The following is a 16883-nucleotide window of genomic DNA, read 5'->3' as shown; positions in this document are numbered from 1 at the left end:
GGCTAAGGGGCGCGAGACAATTCCAGAAAGGGCGGGCGGAAGCCGTCCTGCGCGCAGCTCTTCTACTGTCCAGCGTATGCGCGCCTCAAGCTCGCTTGCTGCAGGTTCGGTGAAAGTGATCGCGGCAATCTTGGCGGGGTCGATGCCGCTCGCAACCATCATCGCGACGCGGGCTGCCATCAAGGAGGTCTTGCCAGTGCCGGCGGCAGCCTCGACCAGCATGTTGGTCTCGAAATCGGTGAGCGCCCGCCTGCGGGCGTCGAGGTCAGGGACGCTCAAGGGCTGCTCCAGAGCCCGTCGAGCGGGCTGTTCACTTGGGCAAACGGACGACGCTTTATACGACGGTACGAATCCAGGTCCGCTGGCAGGCCAATTGAAAGCGGCTCGAAGAACGCAGGTGTCGAACCGGGCGCGATTTGACCGCTGCGCTGCAGCTGGCCGCCGGCCCTAGTATAAGAGATAGCCTGTGCAATGGCCCTCTCCAGTTCCTCGTGGGTCAAGCTCAGCGTGCGGGCAGGGTCATGCTTGAGATACGTCAGCTGCGACTCTACGCTTCGGACCGCTGGAAGAAGGGACCGGACGGCAAGGGCATAGAAGACGCGCTGGAGCTCAGCTCCACGATCGAAGACGACGGTCTTCTTTCTCTCCGGGGCCGCCCCGACCTTGTAGTCAGTGATGATCGCAGCGCCGCGCGCCGCATCCTCGTCGAGACGATCGATTCGCCCTCGGAAGGAAAGCGCGGTTTCCCCGATCGGGACGGGCGAGAGAGTGATCCATGGGTGGGGGTCGTCCGTAGCTTCGCCAAAGGAGAGCTCCGTCCAGCTCGTGCCGCGTGGTTCGCCTAGGGCTTCTATCAGCCCACGCAAAGCGCGCTCGTGGGCTGTTGCCACTGTGTGCCGCCAGAGAAGTTCGGGTGGCACAGCCCTCGTGACCGGCCAGCTTTGGATTAGGCGCTCGGCTTCGTGGGCGAGTGCAATGTCGATCTCGTCGACATTTCGCGGAGCGCCATTGCGCAATACGCCTCCGATGAGCGCGTGAACGAGTTCGCCGAAGGCGCGGTGATCGAGCGTAAACGGCTGGGGATCAAGGTTGGGTTCGCGCCAATGAAGCGCGTATTCCCACACAAATCCCAATGGATCGCAAAGGAGCCGACGCAGGGATGTCGTTGACTGGACTTCGGCGAGCGCATCGAGAAGGAGGGGGTGGTTTGGACGAACCCGCCCATCATGGGCAGTATGCTGCTCGCTGTCTTGCCAGGCGTGCCAGCAGCCACGACTTGCACGCACTTGCGGGTCCTTGCCGGCGTCGGCGGGACGGGCATAGAGGCGATCGCTTTCACTGAATGCGTGCGCAGGGATTGCACTGCGGCCGACGACGCGCTCCAGGTCTTTCCGCCACAGTGTACTGGCTGCCTGCAGGGAGCCAGTCGCGCTTCTATGGCCGCGCGACAGCGTATAACCGGCGCAACGCATCGCGCTGCCACGCTGGCCGGTCTTGCGACCACTCCAGTATCGCGCGCATCGCATCGGCTTCAGTTTGAATATCCTCGGGGTTGGTCATCGCCCACGCTATCCCATTTGCTCCGATTTATTTCTACGATATTGAGGCGCGCCATGTGCTTTTTCTGCATGATTTTTGCGACTGGCGAGATGGGTAAACGGAAGCTCGATTTACAAAGCTGGTCTTGAAGCGGCCAATTCTGCAGCTTCACGATTTATCCTAAAGCTCCGCTACGATCGAATACGAAGCAAGCGCCGACGCTGTCTTGACGGGAATGCCTACGGGGCGAGCAAAGAGAAAATCACGCTTCGGAACAGCTCTGATCCGCCAGGACAGTCCGGAACACGACGAAGGTCGAATATCCGATTGTTGGACTGCGCGTAGCAAGGCTTTACGTGTTCTCCATTTGTTCATATCTTAGCGGTGCGAATCAGTCGCTTTGACCTTGACAGACTCCGCATTTTTGCGCACAAGTACGCACTTATGGGGAGTCGGACCGGGCACTATGCCAGTAGGGATCGCTAAAATCTCCGTGCTTCTCGAAGCCAAGGAAGCCGAACGGTTCGACGCCTATTGCAAAGAAAAAGGGTTCAAGAAGAGTTCTCTGGCCGCGAGGTTGATTCGAGATCACCTCGATCAAGAACAGTTTCAGTGCGAAGTGCCAACTCCGCAGCGTCCCTCCGTTTCACCGAAACAAAAACGCAGACTAGGTAGCCATGCTCCCAAGAAGAGATAATTTTGCGCGTATTGTTGAAGATGAGGGATTCCGGAACGGTCTCGGGCGTGACGCCGCGCTCAATCTAGATGAACATTGGCGCGGATTGCGGCGTTTCGCTTCCGCGCCCGTCGACGTGATCGACATGTTCTCCGGTTGCGGAGGAATGTCTGCCGGATTCGCTTCGGTGAACTCGATCGTTAAATCCTACCGAATTGCTATGGCGGTGGACATCGATGCAGATGCGAATGAGACCTATGCTAAGAACATTGGGCTTCAACCGCTCGCCCTGGATGTTGCTAGGCTCTCTAACAACCCTAAGAAGGCAGCTGACATGCTAGCCGGGTTTAGGACTTCTATGGATACGCCATTGGTGCTGATCGGGTGCGCTCCCTGCCAAGGCTTCTCGTCTCATCGAAACGCTGCGGGTCAAGAGGATTTAAGGAATTCTCTGTTCGTTAATTTTGCAAAGATCGCGGTGGCGGTTCAACCCGATGTGATCGTTGTGGAAAATGTGCCTGAAATACTCAGCGATCGGTATTGGCCGCTGGTTGCCGAGGCGCGGCGGGTTCTTGCTGGTGCCGGATACATATCGCGGATCGCTATTCATGACATGGCGGAATTTGGCGTCCCGCAGCATCGTTATCGAGCGCTCTTGATCGCGATGCGGCGCCCATTTGAAATGCCACGCGGCTTTTTGAAGCGCAGTGATTCCCGTACGGTGCGTGACGCGATCGGACATCTTCCTAGGATTCGCCCTGGGGAGATTGCGAATTTCGATCAAATGCATGTCACTGCGAACCATCGGCCATCGACGGTCGAGACGATAACAGCGGTTCCCAAAAATGGTGGCAGTCGTCCTTGGCACGCGGGCCCTGATTGTCTGCGGCGGGCAGAGGCTAAACAGGGACGCGCAGCTTACGAAGACGTGTATGGCCGTTTGTGGTGGGATCGACCTGCGATTACGATAACCGCGTATGCACGGAATCCCGCGAGCGGTCGATACGTCCATCCAGAACAGCACCGGGGGCTTTCGGTGAGGGAAGCGGCATTGCTACAAAGCTTTCCCGGGAACTATGAATTTTGCGGGAGCTTTGATTCTCGCTTCCGTCAAATAGGCAACGCAGTTCCTCCCGCATTTGCCGCTTATCTGGCAACCCATTTGCTGGGCGAGATTTTCCGGACGAACCCGATCTCAAAAGAACATTCCGACATCACTTGTTCGATCGGCCCTTCGTTCTCGCGCCTAATCCCGGCGTTGAAGGCCGGCCATCGTACCATAGCGGATCGGACGAAAAGGGTCTCATCGTTGACGAGATCAGCATGAAATTAAGAGCGCTCGATCTTTTTTGCGGTGCCGGCGGAATATCGCACGGGCTCACAGCCGCGGGATTTGAAATTGTAGCAGCAATCGACAACTGGAAACCGGCTCTGAAGAGCTACCAAAGCAACTTTCCAACGCATCGGCTTTTGTCGTGCGATCTCGGAAATCTCGACCAACGGCAGTGGAAGGAGCTTCGTTCGCTCGGCACACTTGATTTGATAACGGGCGGGCCTCCATGCCAAGGATTTTCGATTCAGCGGATTGGAAAGAACGACGACGATCGTAATGGTTTGATACTGGCTTTTTCGCACCTCGTCGCCAACCTGCGGCCACGCATGTTTTTAATGGAGAACGTGCCTGGCCTATTGGGCCATCGCGGCAGATTGATCGCGGAAGATTTCATCCAAGAAATCCGCAATGCTGGCTATGACTTGCACCACAGGGTAATAGACGCGGCGTCATTCGGCTTGCCTCAGTTGCGGCGGCGCGTTTTTTTCGTCGGCTGGCTTCGCGATTCCGTCGCGCCTTACGAGTTTCCGGCGGCGCTTTACTCTGAGCATGAGTACAAATCGGTCAGGGACGCGATCGGCGATTTGCCGTCACCACCAGGTGATTTTTCGCCTGCGAACGGGGATGCTCTCCATCGCAGGATGAGGTTATCGGCTAGGAATTTGGAACGATTGCAGCACATACCTCCAGGCGGCGGGTTTGAATCGCTCCCGGTGGATCTCCGTGTTGACTGTCATAAAGCAGGCGCGCAGAACATCGGGCACCGATCCGTTTACGGACGGTTGGACCCGGATCGGCCAGCAGGTACAATTACAGCTCGGTTCGACAGCTTCACACGAGGGCGTTTCGCCCATCCTTGGGAAAACCGAAACATTTCCCTGCGTGAAGGCGCACGGCTGCAGGGTTTTCCCGATCACTACATTTTCGTTGGCACCCAAGAGGAGATTGCCGCTCAAATCGGAAATGCCGTACCTCCCCTAGTCGCCCTCCGTCTCGGAGAATCGATACGACAGCATCTGAGTAAACAGTCCTGTGATTTCGGTGCACTTCGACACATCGACGGATGGAAGTCAGCCACCGCAGCTTGACGGTTCACGGCTTGTTGGATTGACTTCAGTTACGATCCTTAAAGCAGATTGCGAGTCGGCGTGCCCTGGAGTTGCTCATTTCGATCGACATTTCGGCTGTATCCCAAGACCGGTGGGGGTAAGGATAACCTCGACGTATTCCTCGAGGGTGACGGCAAAGATCCCGATACAATACTAACTGAAATGCCGTACGACGTTGCGCGATCAGCTACTCCGGGCAAGCTGCCAGATCCGAAGCGATATCGTGATGGGCGGCAGCTTTTTCGAACAATCGGACTCGTGTACGAGGATGCGGCCCAAGGCCTCAAACGCCTTCATGTCACAGACTTAGGGAACGCAGTTCGACGCTGGCGCCCGGTGATTAATGCGTCTAACGCTCCGGTCCTTGGCAGGCATGCGGCGCAGGCGCTTGCCGCGTGTCAATTGCGGAATCCAACGCGTGAGGGCGTCGGCTACGATTCCACCGTGACCGTGTTTCCGTTTGCCTTCATCTGGCGAGCAATGATCGCATTAGAGGGCAATATCTCATCCGATGAGCTCAACCGGGCAATACTGAAAGTCCAAAATGAAGACGACTTGGAGGATGCTATAAAGCGGATTCGCAGATTTCGGATAGACAACGACCTGACTGCGCTGGGTGACGAAACCGTTTCGGAGCAGGCGAAGAACGATCGACTCTTGGTGTGGATGGCTTGGGCCTCATTCGGATGGACGTTGATACAGGATAAGCGATCTGCAGGGGGTGTTTACTCGATCGCCCCAAATTCAAAGCGAGTTGTAGCCGATGCGGCGGCCATACGGCATCGACACCGCGAGTTTATCTCTGAGAAAGAGTACGTCGAGTATCTTTCGACATGTGCGGGCCTACCGGAGGATCTTAGGTGACGACATATGGACCCGCGACAGAACGCCAAATCAAAGCGGTTGTAGATGCTTGTGATGCCTACGGCTCGAGCTCGATCATCGCCTTGAGCGGCGTACCTGCAACGGGCAAATCCTACATCGCCTCGATTGCCGCTCAGCGCCATGCGGGGGAACCAACGCGCGTTAGAGAAGTCCAGTTCCATCAGTCCTTCACCTATGAAGAATTCATCGAAGGGCTCCGCATCTCCTCGGGAGGCGCCGTTGAATCAGTTCCAGGCGTGCTTTTAGACTGGAATGAAAGGGCTCTCGAAGACGGGAAGTTACGATACGTCTTTTTGATCGAAGAGTTGACGCGGGCAAATCTCGGCTCTGTTTTAGGAGAGCTGTTGACATATGTGGAACATAGAAACCGGCAGTTTTTTACATTGTTCAGCCGGCGGGCTGTTCGAATAGCACCTACCTTGACAATCATTGCCACGTTCAATCCGATAGATCGGTCTGCTATCGATATCGATGACGCCTTGCTGCGTCGGCTCCGAGTCATCGACATGCCGCCCGACACTGAACAACTTCTGGAGATGCTTGGCAGGAACGGGTTACCCTACCACGTCAGCGCGATGTTGCGTCGTGTCTTTGATGAATGCCGCGCGTCGTTTCCTGCCGAATATGAGACACTTATGCCATTCGGCCATGGTGTGTTCTCCGAGGTGCGCGCCGAAGTCGACCTCCACCCATTATGGCATCAACGGCTGCGGCGGATGCTTTATCGCCCACTTCTCGATCCCCATGCTTTTGCCGAGACAATTGAAAATGCTTACCCATGGAAGCAAGCAGATTTCCGCGTTCCAAATTCGGGCTCTGGCTGATGACAATAATTGCAGTTCCCGAGCGTGGCACTGCTGAAGTCACCTCCGCGGAATGGTCCGTTATTTCGAATGATCCTCGTTTTTGGCAGCTTGTCAGCCAGAATATTATTCAAGCGGAAGCGGGTGCCGCGGGGCGCTGGAGGCTCCGGGGCAACTGCTATGTTGGCCGTGCCATTGTTGGCGACATAATGTTGGAGGTAACGGAGAAGTTTGCAGGTGCGTTCGAACTACTGGTCGGGCTTGGCGCTCTAAAAGGGCCGAAATTGCTGAAGGCAACGTCGCCGATTTCACCCTCGACAGGTTCAACAGTCATCCTGATAGCTTTGTTCTTGCGTTCGGTCAGGCGGTACCTTTCTGGTTGGAAAGTTAGTTCGTACATCAAAGTGCCAGACGCAGGTGCGCTGATTGGCGGCCGTCTTAACATCCCGCGGACGATTCGGCTCAGGACGCGGGGCGCTTCTCATCAAGCGGCATTTGAGCGAACAGTTCTTACCGACGACCTACCTTTCAATCGATGTATCTACGCTGCACTACGCCAAGTTGAACGAATCGGATCGGTTATTAGCTTGCCGCACTCCGAGATTGCTGCGGCTCGTGTGTTGCGCCTCGGGCTCTCAGAATGCCTCCCCGGCGTTCTATCGGCTCGGCCGGGAGAACTTTCCGATGTCGCATTTCGCGAAGCGCAGCGTGACCATGGGCGACAAGAATTGAATGATGTCATCACACTTGCCGGTGCAGTTCTCGACGCTGCAGGGTTCGGAGGCGCCGATACCTGGAAACGATCAGTCGAGCATGCGTGGTTTGTGAATCTAGAGTCTTTCTTCGAAGAGGCTATTCGCCAGACAATACGTACAGCTTTGGGCGGGGCCGCGACGGTAACATCCGCGCAAAACCGACCGAGTCTCTTCCGGCCGGCAACGTCGCGCTACCGCGCGAACCCGGATGTGGTTATTTCTTTTGTAGAACCTACGACGACCGCAATTGCCGATGCAAAGTACAAGGATTTTTCCACTTGGCCTGCCCCCGCGGATATTCACGAACTAATCGCCCACGCTTCGGCTTACAAAGCTACCAAAGCACTGTTGTTTTTCCCAGCGGACGGAGCGTTTTTGGTCAGACCTTTTGGTATCTCGACCAGCGGCTGCCAAGTGTGGGCGTATGGAATTAGTTTTCAAAACTTCGTAGGAGATGTCTATTCGGCACTCTCAATAGCGGGGTTGAAAGCTGACCCAATGTAGATGGATATCTTCGACCCCATCAAACGTAGCGCAGTGATGGCTTGTGTTCGTAGCAAGAACACGAAGCCCGAACTCCGCGTACGTTCATATCTCCATCGGAGGGGACTTCGGTATGTTATCCATGATAAGAGGTTGCCGGGCAATCCCGATATAGCGTTTCCTTCCCGACGTGTCGTGGTTTTCGTGCATGGTTGCTTCTGGCACGGGCATAACTGCAAGAAGGGGAGGCCGCCCTCATCGCGTTCAGATTACTGGCTCCACAAGATTGAGGGAAATAGGACCAGAGATGAGATGGCCGCTCGTCGGTTGTTAGAAATGGGTTGGGACGTCATTGTCATTTGGGAGTGTTTACTTTCCGATAGATGTCTTGAAGAAGTTACTATGAGAATCAGGGAGGCGGCTATCCAAATGCCGCGGCGCTAGCTGGATTTGAGTGCGCACCAAGAACGAACGCTCGGGCTGCGATTGAGCCAGGCATGGAAGCCTGAGCGGGAGACATCCAGCGCGTCGCATAGTCGCCTTATAATTCCTAATTGCCAAGTAGATCCAAAAACCAAACAACGATTGATCCGCCTACGCGCTAAGATCTCTCTTTAGTCGGCCCGTGCGACCTATGATAATGTGCATTATCAACGATATGCGGGAGGCCTAATCATGAGCAACGAAAGAAGGGAAAAAGGCGTTCCTATCGAACCGCCGGGCGGCGGCAGAGGAAGAGCGGTGGCCCGCGCAGTGGCAGAGGCGGCGGTCGAGATAATACCTGGTGGGGGCGTCTTGACCGCAATATTGCAGGAAACGCATCCCCCACATGCCGACCAGGTGAAGCAGGAATGGGAGCGCAGGATCACAGATCGGACGAACGAGCATTCCACTGCATTGGAGAGGCAGGAACTGGCCCTGTTAGATTTGCGGGCCTTCCTCGCAGCCAGAACTGTCAGGAAGGAAGCAGGCCAGGCTGGTCAGCTATCGTTTTTCCGAAACGGCATGCTTGCCTCACTCGAAAAGATCGCCGATGGGGAGGCGGACGGCAGTACCCAGACGGAGCTGGCAAGACAGCTTGCTGAAACGGCCCCCGAGGTAAATCAGATCATCGACATCCTGACGGCTGCTCGGGATATTTTGAGTGGAGAGCCAGGCAATGTCGAATTCGCTCATAGGCTGGATGACGTCCTGTATGGCCAATTTGGCAAGGTTGGAATTCGGGAACGAATTCAGGAGGTTGTCGATGTCGATCTGTCCCAGTCGTATTCGCGAGATCTAGAGCAGATTCGACTTATTCCGGGTCATATCCGGCTGCTGCGAAATAATGCCAGCATTCCTCGGCGCTGAACGCCGAGAGGCAGTTGGCCACGACTGACCAGAGTTCGTCGATGGTTCGGGCTGCAGCTTTTCTCAGGAGGGCCTTGAGCTTGGAGAACGCCATCTCGATCGGGTTGAAGTCAGGCGAGTATGGCGGCAGGAACAGGAGCCGCGCGCCAGCCTTCTCGATCGCCTCGCGCACGCCGCTGATCTTGTGAGCCGGCAGATTGTCCATGACCACGATGTCGCCGGGGCGAAGTTCGGGTGCGAGAACCTGCTCTGCATAAGCGAGAAAGGCCGCGCCGTTCATGGGACCGTCGAGCAGCATCGGCGCCGCCATGCTGTTCAACCGCAAGCCGGCCGTGAAGGTCGTGGTCTTCCAGTGACCGTGAGGCACGGCCGCCCGACACCGCTCGCCACACGGACTGCGTCCGCGCAACCGCGCCATTTTCGTGGATGCCGCGGGGTGAGTAGGCCGGAGGGATTTCACCTGCCGGCCTCTCGCAGAACGGTGCGTGAACCTCTCGATTCACACCGCTCCCATCAGGCAAACGTATTCGTTCCGAACGCCTTCCAGTGCACAAACAGTCTTGGATTTTCCCGCGCCAGCTTTCTCACGAAGAGGCTGGCACGCGTCTTATGGGACTGAAAGCGCTTGAACTTACGCATGATCCACGCCCTGAGCTTCCGGTTGACGTAATCAGCCAGAGTGGACAGGGCCGAACGGCTGTAACGACCGTAATAGGCTATCCATCCCCGGAGGAGTGGATTGAGCTGTTGGGCGATTTCAGCCAGCGTCCCCGGCGTCTGCCGCGGGATGTTCAAGCTTTTGATCGTGGCTCGCATCGACTTCAGCGCCGTTGGGCTGGCCGCAGGCGTGTAGCCACAGAAGAACTGATCTCGCTGTGTGTTCGCCACGCGTCGCGGTCGGAACTGATACCCGAGGAAGTCGAACACGACATTCGGGTATTCCCCTCTGCGCCTTTGGTCTTTGCAATAGACGATCTTGGTCTTTGTCGGATGCATTTGGAGCCCGCATGCTTCCAGTCGAGCACCAAGCTCCGCCTTGAGGGCTTCTGCCTGCTGCTCATTCCGGCAATGCACAAGGCCATCGTCCGCATATCGACACCATGGAAGGTCAGGATGCGTCCGCGTCATCCACAGATCAAACGCATAGTGCATGAAGAGATTCGACAAGATCGGGCTGACAACGCCCCCTTGCGGGGTACCGCGTGTGCGCTCGACGACTTCTCCGTTCTTCTCCATCGGCGCTGCCAGCCATCTTTCGATGTAGAGCAGAGCCCACTTGCATGTGACGTGCTTCCTGACCGCCTTCAGCAAGAGATCGTGCGGAAGATTATCAAACAGCCCTTTGACGTCGAATTCCAGAACCCAGTCATGTTTCCAGCACCGCTGACGCGTCACGCCAACGGCATCCAGAGCCGATTTTCCCGGCCTGTAGCCGTAGGAGTCTGGAAGAAAGAGGGTATCCAAATCCGGCTCAATCATCTGCTTGACCACCATCTGCGCGATCCGATCGCTGACCGTGGGCACACCCAAAACCCTTTCGCCTCCAGTCTTCTTCGGAATGGAGACAGCGCGCACCGGAGGTGGGAAGTACGTCCCTGAGGACATCCGATTCCAGACCTTGTAGAGGTTTCCTGCAAGGTCCTTCTCGAACATCTCCAAGGTCTGCCCGTCCACCCCGGCTGCGCCTTGGTTGGCTTTGACCGCTTTGTAAGCTTCGTACACTTGTCGTTTCGCAATTCGAAACGGCTTGTCTGTCGTATTCTCCGAAGTCATCCTGTTTCCAGTTGTTCCAAACAATACGACCACCTGATCCGACCCCTTTGCTCCGGCCCCATTACAGGGCCTTCTACGCTCATACGGGCCGGTCCGCCCCAGTCTCATGCATCGGTACTCTCGCCTTGCGGTTTGCTCCGCTTGAGCTTCTCCCTTTACATCAGGAGCCTGGTTCCTGCAGTTCCGCGCGAATGCCTGTGTCCGACTCACGCCCCCTCAACGCCGGTCGCCGCCCGCCCTGTCATCAGGCACCCGGCGGGCTTGTCCCAGGATGACGAGACGGTCCTGGTTTCGGCGACACTTACGTTCATAACGACGCGTCTTCGAAGGGTTCACTTTCGTTCGTCTTTCGGACACCCACCTGCTCGGATTTCGTCCGAACTTTTCATCCAACGCTCACCACCACGGCTCTTTACCGCAGCAGCTTGGACTGGTTTGAGACCTGCTCCTGAAAGCCGATCCCGGAGGGCCGTCCCCCATCATTCACGCAGCTTTACGCTTCGGTCTTAGTTCATGTTGAACTCCTTCCGTTACTCTGCAGCACACTCTCGTCGATGAAGATCAGCTTCTCGGGGTCGAGATCGAGTTGACCATCGAACCAGGCCCTGCGGCGGCGCAGGACGTCGGGACGCTGCTGTTCGGCGGCGTGCGCCGTCTTTTTTTGAACGTGATGCCGCGCCGGTCGAGGAACAGCCATACGGTGGACGGCGCTACCCGTACGCCCCGCTCGGCTGCAAGGCGTTCACCGATCTCGGCAAGTGTGATGTCCGCCGTCTCCTCGATCAGGCCGAGAATGAAGGCCTCGTGCGCGTCGAGCTTCGAACGCGACGGCTGGCCTTGCTTGCGCGCCTCCACCTCGCCGGTCTCGCGATAGCGGCGATACCAGCTTCCCGCCGTCGAAATCCCGATTCGGAAGCGACGCGCAGCCTCCCGCGTCGATAAGCCATCCTCAATGGCCGCAATCACCCGCCCGCGCAGGTCGGCGCTCAGGCTCCTTGTCATCCTCACCCCCTCGCAAATCACCAGGAGCAGTGAATCAGACGAAACCTACCGAGTGAATCCCAAAACCGACTCCGCGTTCATCGAAGTTGCTCTAGCCCGCGCAATCTGCGCCGAGATTGACAATTTCAACCAAAGAGTTATCGCGTTGGAGTCCGTCCCCGCCGCGCCCCGGGGAACATGATGAACCAGCTTGCCCTAGTCGATACCACCGCCTTGGCGTCGCTCATCGCGACGGTGGACGAACGTACACAACCCCCGTCACCCAAGGCGATGCCTTTGCGACGATCCGCCGGCGGGCTGCTGATGCCGGCATCGAGACACTGATCGGCAACCACAGGTTCCGGGCCACCCATGCGTCGACCCGGACCACTCAGCTTTACGACCGGCGCCATTACGGGGTGAGCCTCGACGAGGTCGAGCGGATATTGATCTCGCCATGTCGCGAGTCATTGCGCCGGCCGCCATCAAGGAACTTCGCCATCTCGTCTGTGGTCCTATTTCCAACGTCCCAGCCTACCAGGTTTCGCGCTACTGCCAGCGGCTTGGTCTCGCCGAAGGCGCCCTGACGAGGCGATGAAGAGCAAGTACAAGTACGCCGAGCGTCGCCTGGAGAGCCTCAATGCGGACAAAGTGCTTGAGATTGCCCGCGCCATCCTGGAGCGGGATACCGACTACTCGCTCAGCGAGGCCGTTGCAAAAATCGATGAGCATGACGACAGCCCGGTGACCGAGTTGACCCGTCGCCGGGTCGTGGCCTTTTTTTGCAAAGAGGCCGTTGTCGACGCAGCTTTCAGAACTGGAGATTCAGCGTATCTGGCCAGTTTGGCATATGCCGTCGGCTTTCGACAATCGACCAGTCAATAAATTTGCATGGCAGAAACAAACCCGCCGACCCGGCGATTTTGATCGAACACATTCAAGGCCAGATCTGCTTTCGGCATCCATACACGTCCGACTTCCACTGCCGCTGAAACGGGCAAAGCCGGAAACATGTTTATAGTCGCACCTTCTCCATGTGCAGACTTTATTGTGTCGAACAGCCGCCTAAGCTCTTGCCGAAAGCGGGCAAGATCGGCGTAACTCCGCATGATATCGTTATGTGGCGACTTTGCGGTCAAAGACAATATCGAAGTCTCATCGCCAAGGACGGAAGTAATCCGGTCCTGGGAAATGGAAGCACTGAGGCCAAGTATAAGCGCAACGGTCGGATGGATCTCGCTCGGTGTTTCGGTTTGAAATTCGATCGAAGGCGTATCATTCTGCCATTTCCAGGTCGCAGGCTCACGATGCCGTTGATGAACTACGGCGGGCAGAATGTCGCAGAGCTGCCGTCCAAGTTCAATCAAGAGCGGTTGCGGTGCCAGCGCAAAAACACTGGCATGGGTAATCTGCTGTCGTTCGATTCGCCCCCTGATCTTGTCGGCAAACTGACGTTGAAGATTATCCTGCTGAATTTGCCAATACTGTTCATCGGAATCATCGAGCGACAGGCCAAGCATGTCGAGATCGATCGTTTCGAAGGATGCCGGCGAGCGATCCGGTAGCATGGACGAAAAAATATCTTCTCTTGCGACAAGCGCTTCGTTCTGGCCGATGTTGGCCCCGAAACGAATGACATGCGAGGAGCGATCCGGTTGGATGCCGCTCGCCAAGCGAACCCTCCGTTCATGCTCCTTCTTCATGAGGAGCAGAAGTTCCTCAGGATGATCGTCAGGCGCTTCATGGGGTCAGAACAAGAATTGCTCAAAATCGTACGCTAAGGTCGAGCGGAGCATGAACATCATGCCGCCCATCGGATTGGTGCTGGCAAGCGAAGCGATCTGAAGCCTTCGGGCATCTGGTACTCAGAATCCCAGGTGTAGATGCCTGTGAGGTTGATGTGTTCCCAACTGAGCGGCGAGACGTGTTTGAGCTGGTCATTCGGGATAGTCCGATTCGCCATGCGCAGGTGCGTGGCTGCGCGGTCAAGATAGACGGTGTTCCAATGGACGATGGCGCTGACGACGAGATTGAGACCGGAAGCGCGGAATGCCTGGCTCTCGAAGACCGGTCACGGATTTCTCCGCGCTCGTGGAAGAACACCGCGCGCTTGAGCTTATGCGCTGCCTCACCCTTGTTGAGGCCGGCTTGGCACCGTCGGCGCAAGGCCGGGCTCGAATACCATTCGATCATGAACAGTGATCGCTCGATCCGGCCGAGTTCCCGCAGCGCCTTGGCCAACTGGCTTTCCTTCGGAGAGGCCGAGAGCTTCTCAGGATCGTCGAGGGGACGACGGCGCGCGTCGTGATCGACGCTGCCAGATGTAGCAGGTCATCCCAATGGTCAAGGATCAACGCGGTGTTGATCGGTACGCCGATGTGGTTCGTCAGCGCCGGGTAGGCGTCGCCTTTCTCAAATGTGTGGAACTTTCGATCTTTGAGGTTGCGTAGCCGAGGCGCGAAGCGTTTGCCGATAAGGGCGAACAGCCCGAAGACGTGATCGCTCGCGCCGCCAGTGTCAGTAAAATGCTCCTGGATATCCAGGATCGTATCCTGGTCAAACAGGCCATCGAGCACGTAGGCCGCTTCGCTTTCAGTGGGGCTGATGGGCAAGATACTGAAATAGCCGTACTGGTCCGACAGGTGGCTGTAGAATTTCGATCCCGGTTCGCTGCCATAGTGCAGATTGACGTCACCGCGTTTTGCCGCTCGGTCGCTCGCACGAAAGAACTGTCCGTCGGACGATGCGGTCGTCCCGTTGCCCCACAGCCGGGAATGCGGGTGACCGGTATGTGCGTCGGTGATGCAGGCCTGAGCGGCGCGATAGGTTTCTGATCGGGCATGGAAGGTGCGCATCCAGCCAATCTGATGGGCGCTGATGCCCTTGGATGCGCCGGCCATCCGCTTCGGACCGAGATTGGTTGCATCGGCCAGGATGCCGGCCAGCATGGCAGAGACATTCCGTGGGGCGTCGCCTGTGCGGACATGCGTGAAGTGATCGGCAAAGCCCGTCCAATCATGCACTTCCCTCAGGAGATCAGGAACTTCGACCAGCGGACACATCTCGCTGATCTCTGCGTTCAGTTCTTCGGCTGCCGCAGGAACGTCGCCGATGGTCGGCGTCACGATCAGCGTTCCCGCTTCGAGACGAACACCATCGAGCTTACCAGCGCGAGCGCGATAGGCCAGGCGCTTCAGGTTGAAGTCCAGTACCTGCCTTGCTTCGCTCAGCCAGGCGGCGACGTCACTGCCCACACCAAGGCCAAGCCGATCATCTTCCTTCATCGTGGTGAACGTGGATCGCGGCATGAGATGCTCGTCGATCGGGCGGAACGAGCGGCTGCCCTCTACCCATATATCCGCCGAGCGAAGGCGCTCGCGCAATGCGGCGAGCGTGGCTATCTCATAGAGCCGGCGATCGGTCTTCTGCTGCCCAAAGATCAGTTTCCGATCGGTTGGACTGAGATGGCTGGTCGGAACATGCTCGGGCAGTGCACGCCGTCCCTCCGAATGAAGGCTTTGGAGCATCGCAATGGCTGTGAGCAAGGAGTCGTGGCGGCGCGCTGAACGGAACGTAAAGGTCGCCAGGAACGCCGTCGCATATTTGATGACGCCGCCATGCTGCTCGGCCGCCAGGACCAGCGGGGTTTCCTCATTTTCCTCGACCATTGCCGCAAGCTCCGGCTTCATCCGAAGCAGCCGGTGCCAACCGACCTTCTGGTCGACCACCTCAAGTGCGTCCTGACCCCGATCGTTGGCCGATTGGCGCCGATATCGTATCGAGGAAAAGACGCAGGGCCTTGGAGGTGTCTGTCCGATGGTCCATGTGCCGCCGTTTCTTGCGGCTGTGCGCCTGGGAGAACAGCCGTCCGATCAGCTTGATGAACATCGTCACGGCGTCATCGGTTAGCTTCTCGCCGAGCTTGATCACCTGCGCGACGATCAGGGCGTGACGGCGGCTCGCATTGAAGTCGCTGGCCAGCCACGCCGGCGTGGAATTGCCCTCACGGACCATCTGGTCCCACCGCCCGGAAGCCACGCGCGCCTGTAAACCGGGATCGATTGCGAGGGTGCGCAGGAATGCAATCCGCTCGGTCAGTCCTATCAGATTTGAGGCCGCGGGCGCTTCCGGCGCCGACCGCAACCAATGGAAGCGGGTCTGACCGATCGCCGCATCAACATCGAGCAGTTTGTCGAGCGCCTGCAGCTTCTCAGGGGCTAGACCTTCGATAAGCGCCCCCTCCGCGCGGCGGCGAGCCATGGCACGAGCCGCAAGCCCCATTCGCTCGATGATCTCTGCCGCGGGCAACAGTGCTCCGCGTCCTCGCAGCGTGGCAACGATGGCATTCACAATCGAAGCGCCGCTGTCGGACATTGCGGCCGCCTCTATTGCCGACAACAGCGCGGCGCGACGATCCTGAGCTGTCGCGCTTCTGACGCCGAGACAGATCATCAGGCGCGCAATGTGATCGCGCCGTGTCTCTTCGCGGCGGGCATAGGTTGCGAACACAGCGGGAGCGGCGCCGATCTGGTCGGCGACATATTTCAGCATCGCGCGGGGCGGATTTTCGCCTGCCGCCAGCACCCGACCTGGATGTCGCATCACGCAAAGCTGAACAGCGAAGCCGAGCTTATTGTGCTCGCGCCTGCGCAGGTCGATCTCGAGGCGATCAGCCGCGGACAATGAATAGTGTCGGATCAGGCTGTCCTCATCAGCCGGAATATCGAAAAGCTCCCGTCGATCCGGAGCTTTGAGAATCTTGCGCCTGGCCACTGCTCAACTCCGCACACAACACCAACTGCCGCTGAATGTTGCCGAGCAGACTGGATGTGGAAACAGCAGCTATTCTGCTGCGACGGTTATCCACTGGGATCAGACCTCGCGCCCCGGCAATCGTGAGACCAAGCAAGCTCAGTTCATGCTCGTTCGCCCTTAGCGTACGATTTTGAGCAGCTCTTGTTCTGACCCCAAGTTGGCAGGCTGACCGAGATTGCCAGCCGCGATTCGGCACATGCTGGCCTGGCCTTGTCCTGGGCGGTCGCTGGCCGGCGCGTAAGGCATCCACCCTTGCGGGCAGGCCTCGTACGGATCGTAGCCGGCGCTGGACGAATTGGCCTGCGGACAAGTCGGCCACGAAAAGCCCGGCAATCCCATGGCGTCGTCGACGCGTTCACGGCCTCGTCGATCGGCAATACG

At 57.6% G+C, this 16883-nt stretch carries 14 protein-coding genes and 3 pseudogenes; 9 read left to right on the top strand and 8 right to left on the bottom strand.

What is annotated here, in order from left to right; all coding sequences use genetic code 11:
* Both E5W70_RS22985 and E5W70_RS22980 read right to left on the bottom strand, forming a co-directional pair.
* Nucleotides 1-279: UvrD-helicase domain-containing protein (locus E5W70_RS22985; protein ID WP_292662773.1), on the bottom strand; the 279-nt coding region annotated here is incomplete at its 3' end.
* Nucleotides 276-1472 (bottom strand): PD-(D/E)XK nuclease family protein, encoded by a 1197-nt coding sequence (locus E5W70_RS22980; protein WP_292662771.1) that lies wholly within the window; start codon nt 1470-1472, stop codon nt 276-278. The genes E5W70_RS22985 and E5W70_RS22980, both read right to left, overlap by 4 nt.
* Nucleotides 1473-2216: 744 nt before the next feature.
* Here E5W70_RS22980 and E5W70_RS22975 point away from each other — a divergent pair.
* The 7 genes from E5W70_RS22975 to E5W70_RS22945 all read left to right on the top strand — a co-directional run bounded on the left by E5W70_RS22975 (nt 2217) and on the right by E5W70_RS22945 (nt 8933).
* Nucleotides 2217-3542: a DNA cytosine methyltransferase gene (locus tag E5W70_RS22975; RefSeq protein WP_292662769.1), complete on the top strand. Its 1326-nt coding sequence runs from the start codon at nt 2217-2219 to the stop codon at nt 3540-3542.
* A complete protein-coding gene (locus tag E5W70_RS22970; RefSeq protein ID WP_292662767.1) occupies nt 3539-4636 on the top strand; it encodes a DNA cytosine methyltransferase in 1098 nt (365 codons plus the stop codon). The genes E5W70_RS22975 and E5W70_RS22970 overlap by 4 nt, the downstream gene beginning before the upstream one ends.
* A 183-nt stretch (nt 4637-4819) precedes the next feature.
* Complete coding sequence (locus E5W70_RS22965; protein ID WP_292662763.1) at nt 4820-5521, top strand: hypothetical protein; 702 nt, start codon at nt 4820-4822, stop codon at nt 5519-5521.
* Nucleotides 5518-6366 (top strand): AAA family ATPase, encoded by an 849-nt coding sequence (locus E5W70_RS22960; protein WP_292662760.1) that lies wholly within the window; start codon nt 5518-5520, stop codon nt 6364-6366. Before E5W70_RS22965 ends, E5W70_RS22960 begins: the two co-directional genes overlap by 4 nt.
* On the top strand, nt 6366-7604 hold the full coding sequence (locus tag E5W70_RS22955) for a hypothetical protein (protein WP_292662757.1): 1239 nt from the start codon (nt 6366-6368) through the stop codon (nt 7602-7604). Before E5W70_RS22960 ends, E5W70_RS22955 begins: the two co-directional genes overlap by 1 nt.
* Nucleotides 7605-8027: a very short patch repair endonuclease gene (locus E5W70_RS22950; RefSeq protein WP_292662754.1), complete on the top strand. Its 423-nt coding sequence runs from the start codon at nt 7605-7607 to the stop codon at nt 8025-8027.
* 231 nt (nt 8028-8258) lie between these two features.
* Entirely contained in the window at nt 8259-8933 is a 675-nt protein-coding gene (locus E5W70_RS22945) for a hypothetical protein (protein WP_292662751.1), read from the top strand.
* Here E5W70_RS22945 and E5W70_RS22940 read toward each other — a convergent pair.
* The 3 genes and pseudogenes from E5W70_RS22940 to E5W70_RS22930 all read right to left on the bottom strand — a co-directional run.
* Nucleotides 8878-9360, bottom strand: a pseudogene (locus tag E5W70_RS22940) (IS630 family transposase); the annotation flags it as partial. The gene E5W70_RS22945 and the pseudogene E5W70_RS22940 overlap by 56 nt on opposite strands.
* Nucleotides 9361-9446: 86 nt before the next feature.
* Nucleotides 9447-10706, bottom strand: coding sequence for a group II intron reverse transcriptase/maturase (gene ltrA, locus E5W70_RS22935; protein WP_292662749.1), 1260 nt, complete (start codon nt 10704-10706; stop codon nt 9447-9449).
* Between the two features lie 561 nt (nt 10707-11267).
* Nucleotides 11268-11708 carry a transposase gene (locus E5W70_RS22930; RefSeq protein WP_292662746.1) on the bottom strand — a complete coding sequence of 147 codons (441 nt, stop codon included), beginning with the start codon at nt 11706-11708 and terminating at the stop codon, nt 11268-11270.
* Between the two features lie 436 nt (nt 11709-12144).
* On the opposite strand from E5W70_RS22930, the gene E5W70_RS22925 reads away from it, so the two are divergent.
* Together E5W70_RS22925 and E5W70_RS22920 are read left to right on the top strand one after the other, a co-directional pair.
* The gene (locus E5W70_RS22925; protein WP_292662743.1) at nt 12145-12285 is read left to right on the top strand and encodes a hypothetical protein; all 141 of its coding nucleotides are present in this window, start codon (nt 12145-12147) and stop codon (nt 12283-12285) included.
* The gene (locus tag E5W70_RS22920) at nt 12282-12572 is read left to right on the top strand and encodes a hypothetical protein (protein ID WP_292662740.1); all 291 of its coding nucleotides are present in this window, start codon (nt 12282-12284) and stop codon (nt 12570-12572) included. Before E5W70_RS22925 ends, E5W70_RS22920 begins: the two co-directional genes overlap by 4 nt.
* Here E5W70_RS22920 and E5W70_RS22915 read toward each other — a convergent pair.
* The 3 genes and pseudogenes from E5W70_RS22915 to E5W70_RS22905 all read right to left on the bottom strand — a co-directional run.
* Complete coding sequence (locus E5W70_RS22915; RefSeq protein WP_292662737.1) at nt 12566-13390, bottom strand: SAVED domain-containing protein; 825 nt, start codon at nt 13388-13390, stop codon at nt 12566-12568. The genes E5W70_RS22920 and E5W70_RS22915 overlap by 7 nt on opposite strands.
* 98 nt (nt 13391-13488) lie before the next feature.
* A pseudogene (locus E5W70_RS22910) lies at nt 13489-16460 on the bottom strand (Tn3 family transposase).
* 159 nt (nt 16461-16619) lie between these two features.
* Nucleotides 16620-16883, bottom strand: a pseudogene (locus E5W70_RS22905) (hypothetical protein); the annotation flags it as partial.

Origin of the sequence: Mesorhizobium sp. (assembly GCF_005063415.1) — a bacterium.
In the GTDB taxonomy this organism is placed as follows: domain Bacteria; phylum Pseudomonadota; class Alphaproteobacteria; order Rhizobiales; family Rhizobiaceae; genus Mesorhizobium.
This window is presented reverse-complemented; position numbering and strand designations above follow the sequence as displayed.

Excerpts from the sequence above, each read along its gene's own strand:
- E5W70_RS22975 (WP_292662769.1), top strand. The coding sequence starts at position 2,217 with ATGCTCCCAAGAAGAGATAATTTTGCGCGTATTGTTGAAGATGAGGGA.
- E5W70_RS22980 (WP_292662771.1), bottom strand. The coding sequence starts at position 1,472 with ATGCGTTGCGCCGGTTATACGCTGTCGCGCGGCCATAGAAGCGCGACT.
- E5W70_RS22945 (WP_292662751.1), top strand. The coding sequence starts at position 8,259 with ATGAGCAACGAAAGAAGGGAAAAAGGCGTTCCTATCGAACCGCCGGGC.
- E5W70_RS22965 (WP_292662763.1), top strand. The coding sequence starts at position 4,820 with ATGCCGTACGACGTTGCGCGATCAGCTACTCCGGGCAAGCTGCCAGAT.
- E5W70_RS22920 (WP_292662740.1), top strand. The coding sequence starts at position 12,282 with ATGAAGAGCAAGTACAAGTACGCCGAGCGTCGCCTGGAGAGCCTCAAT.
- E5W70_RS22950 (WP_292662754.1), top strand. The coding sequence starts at position 7,605 with ATGGATATCTTCGACCCCATCAAACGTAGCGCAGTGATGGCTTGTGTT.
- E5W70_RS22955 (WP_292662757.1), top strand. The coding sequence starts at position 6,366 with ATGACAATAATTGCAGTTCCCGAGCGTGGCACTGCTGAAGTCACCTCC.
- E5W70_RS22970 (WP_292662767.1), top strand. The coding sequence starts at position 3,539 with ATGAAATTAAGAGCGCTCGATCTTTTTTGCGGTGCCGGCGGAATATCG.
- E5W70_RS22930 (WP_292662746.1), bottom strand. The coding sequence starts at position 11,708 with ATGACAAGGAGCCTGAGCGCCGACCTGCGCGGGCGGGTGATTGCGGCC.
- E5W70_RS22915 (WP_292662737.1), bottom strand. The coding sequence starts at position 13,390 with ATGAAGAAGGAGCATGAACGGAGGGTTCGCTTGGCGAGCGGCATCCAA.
- E5W70_RS22925 (WP_292662743.1), top strand. The coding sequence starts at position 12,145 with ATGTCGCGAGTCATTGCGCCGGCCGCCATCAAGGAACTTCGCCATCTC.
- ltrA (WP_292662749.1), bottom strand. The coding sequence starts at position 10,706 with ATGACTTCGGAGAATACGACAGACAAGCCGTTTCGAATTGCGAAACGA.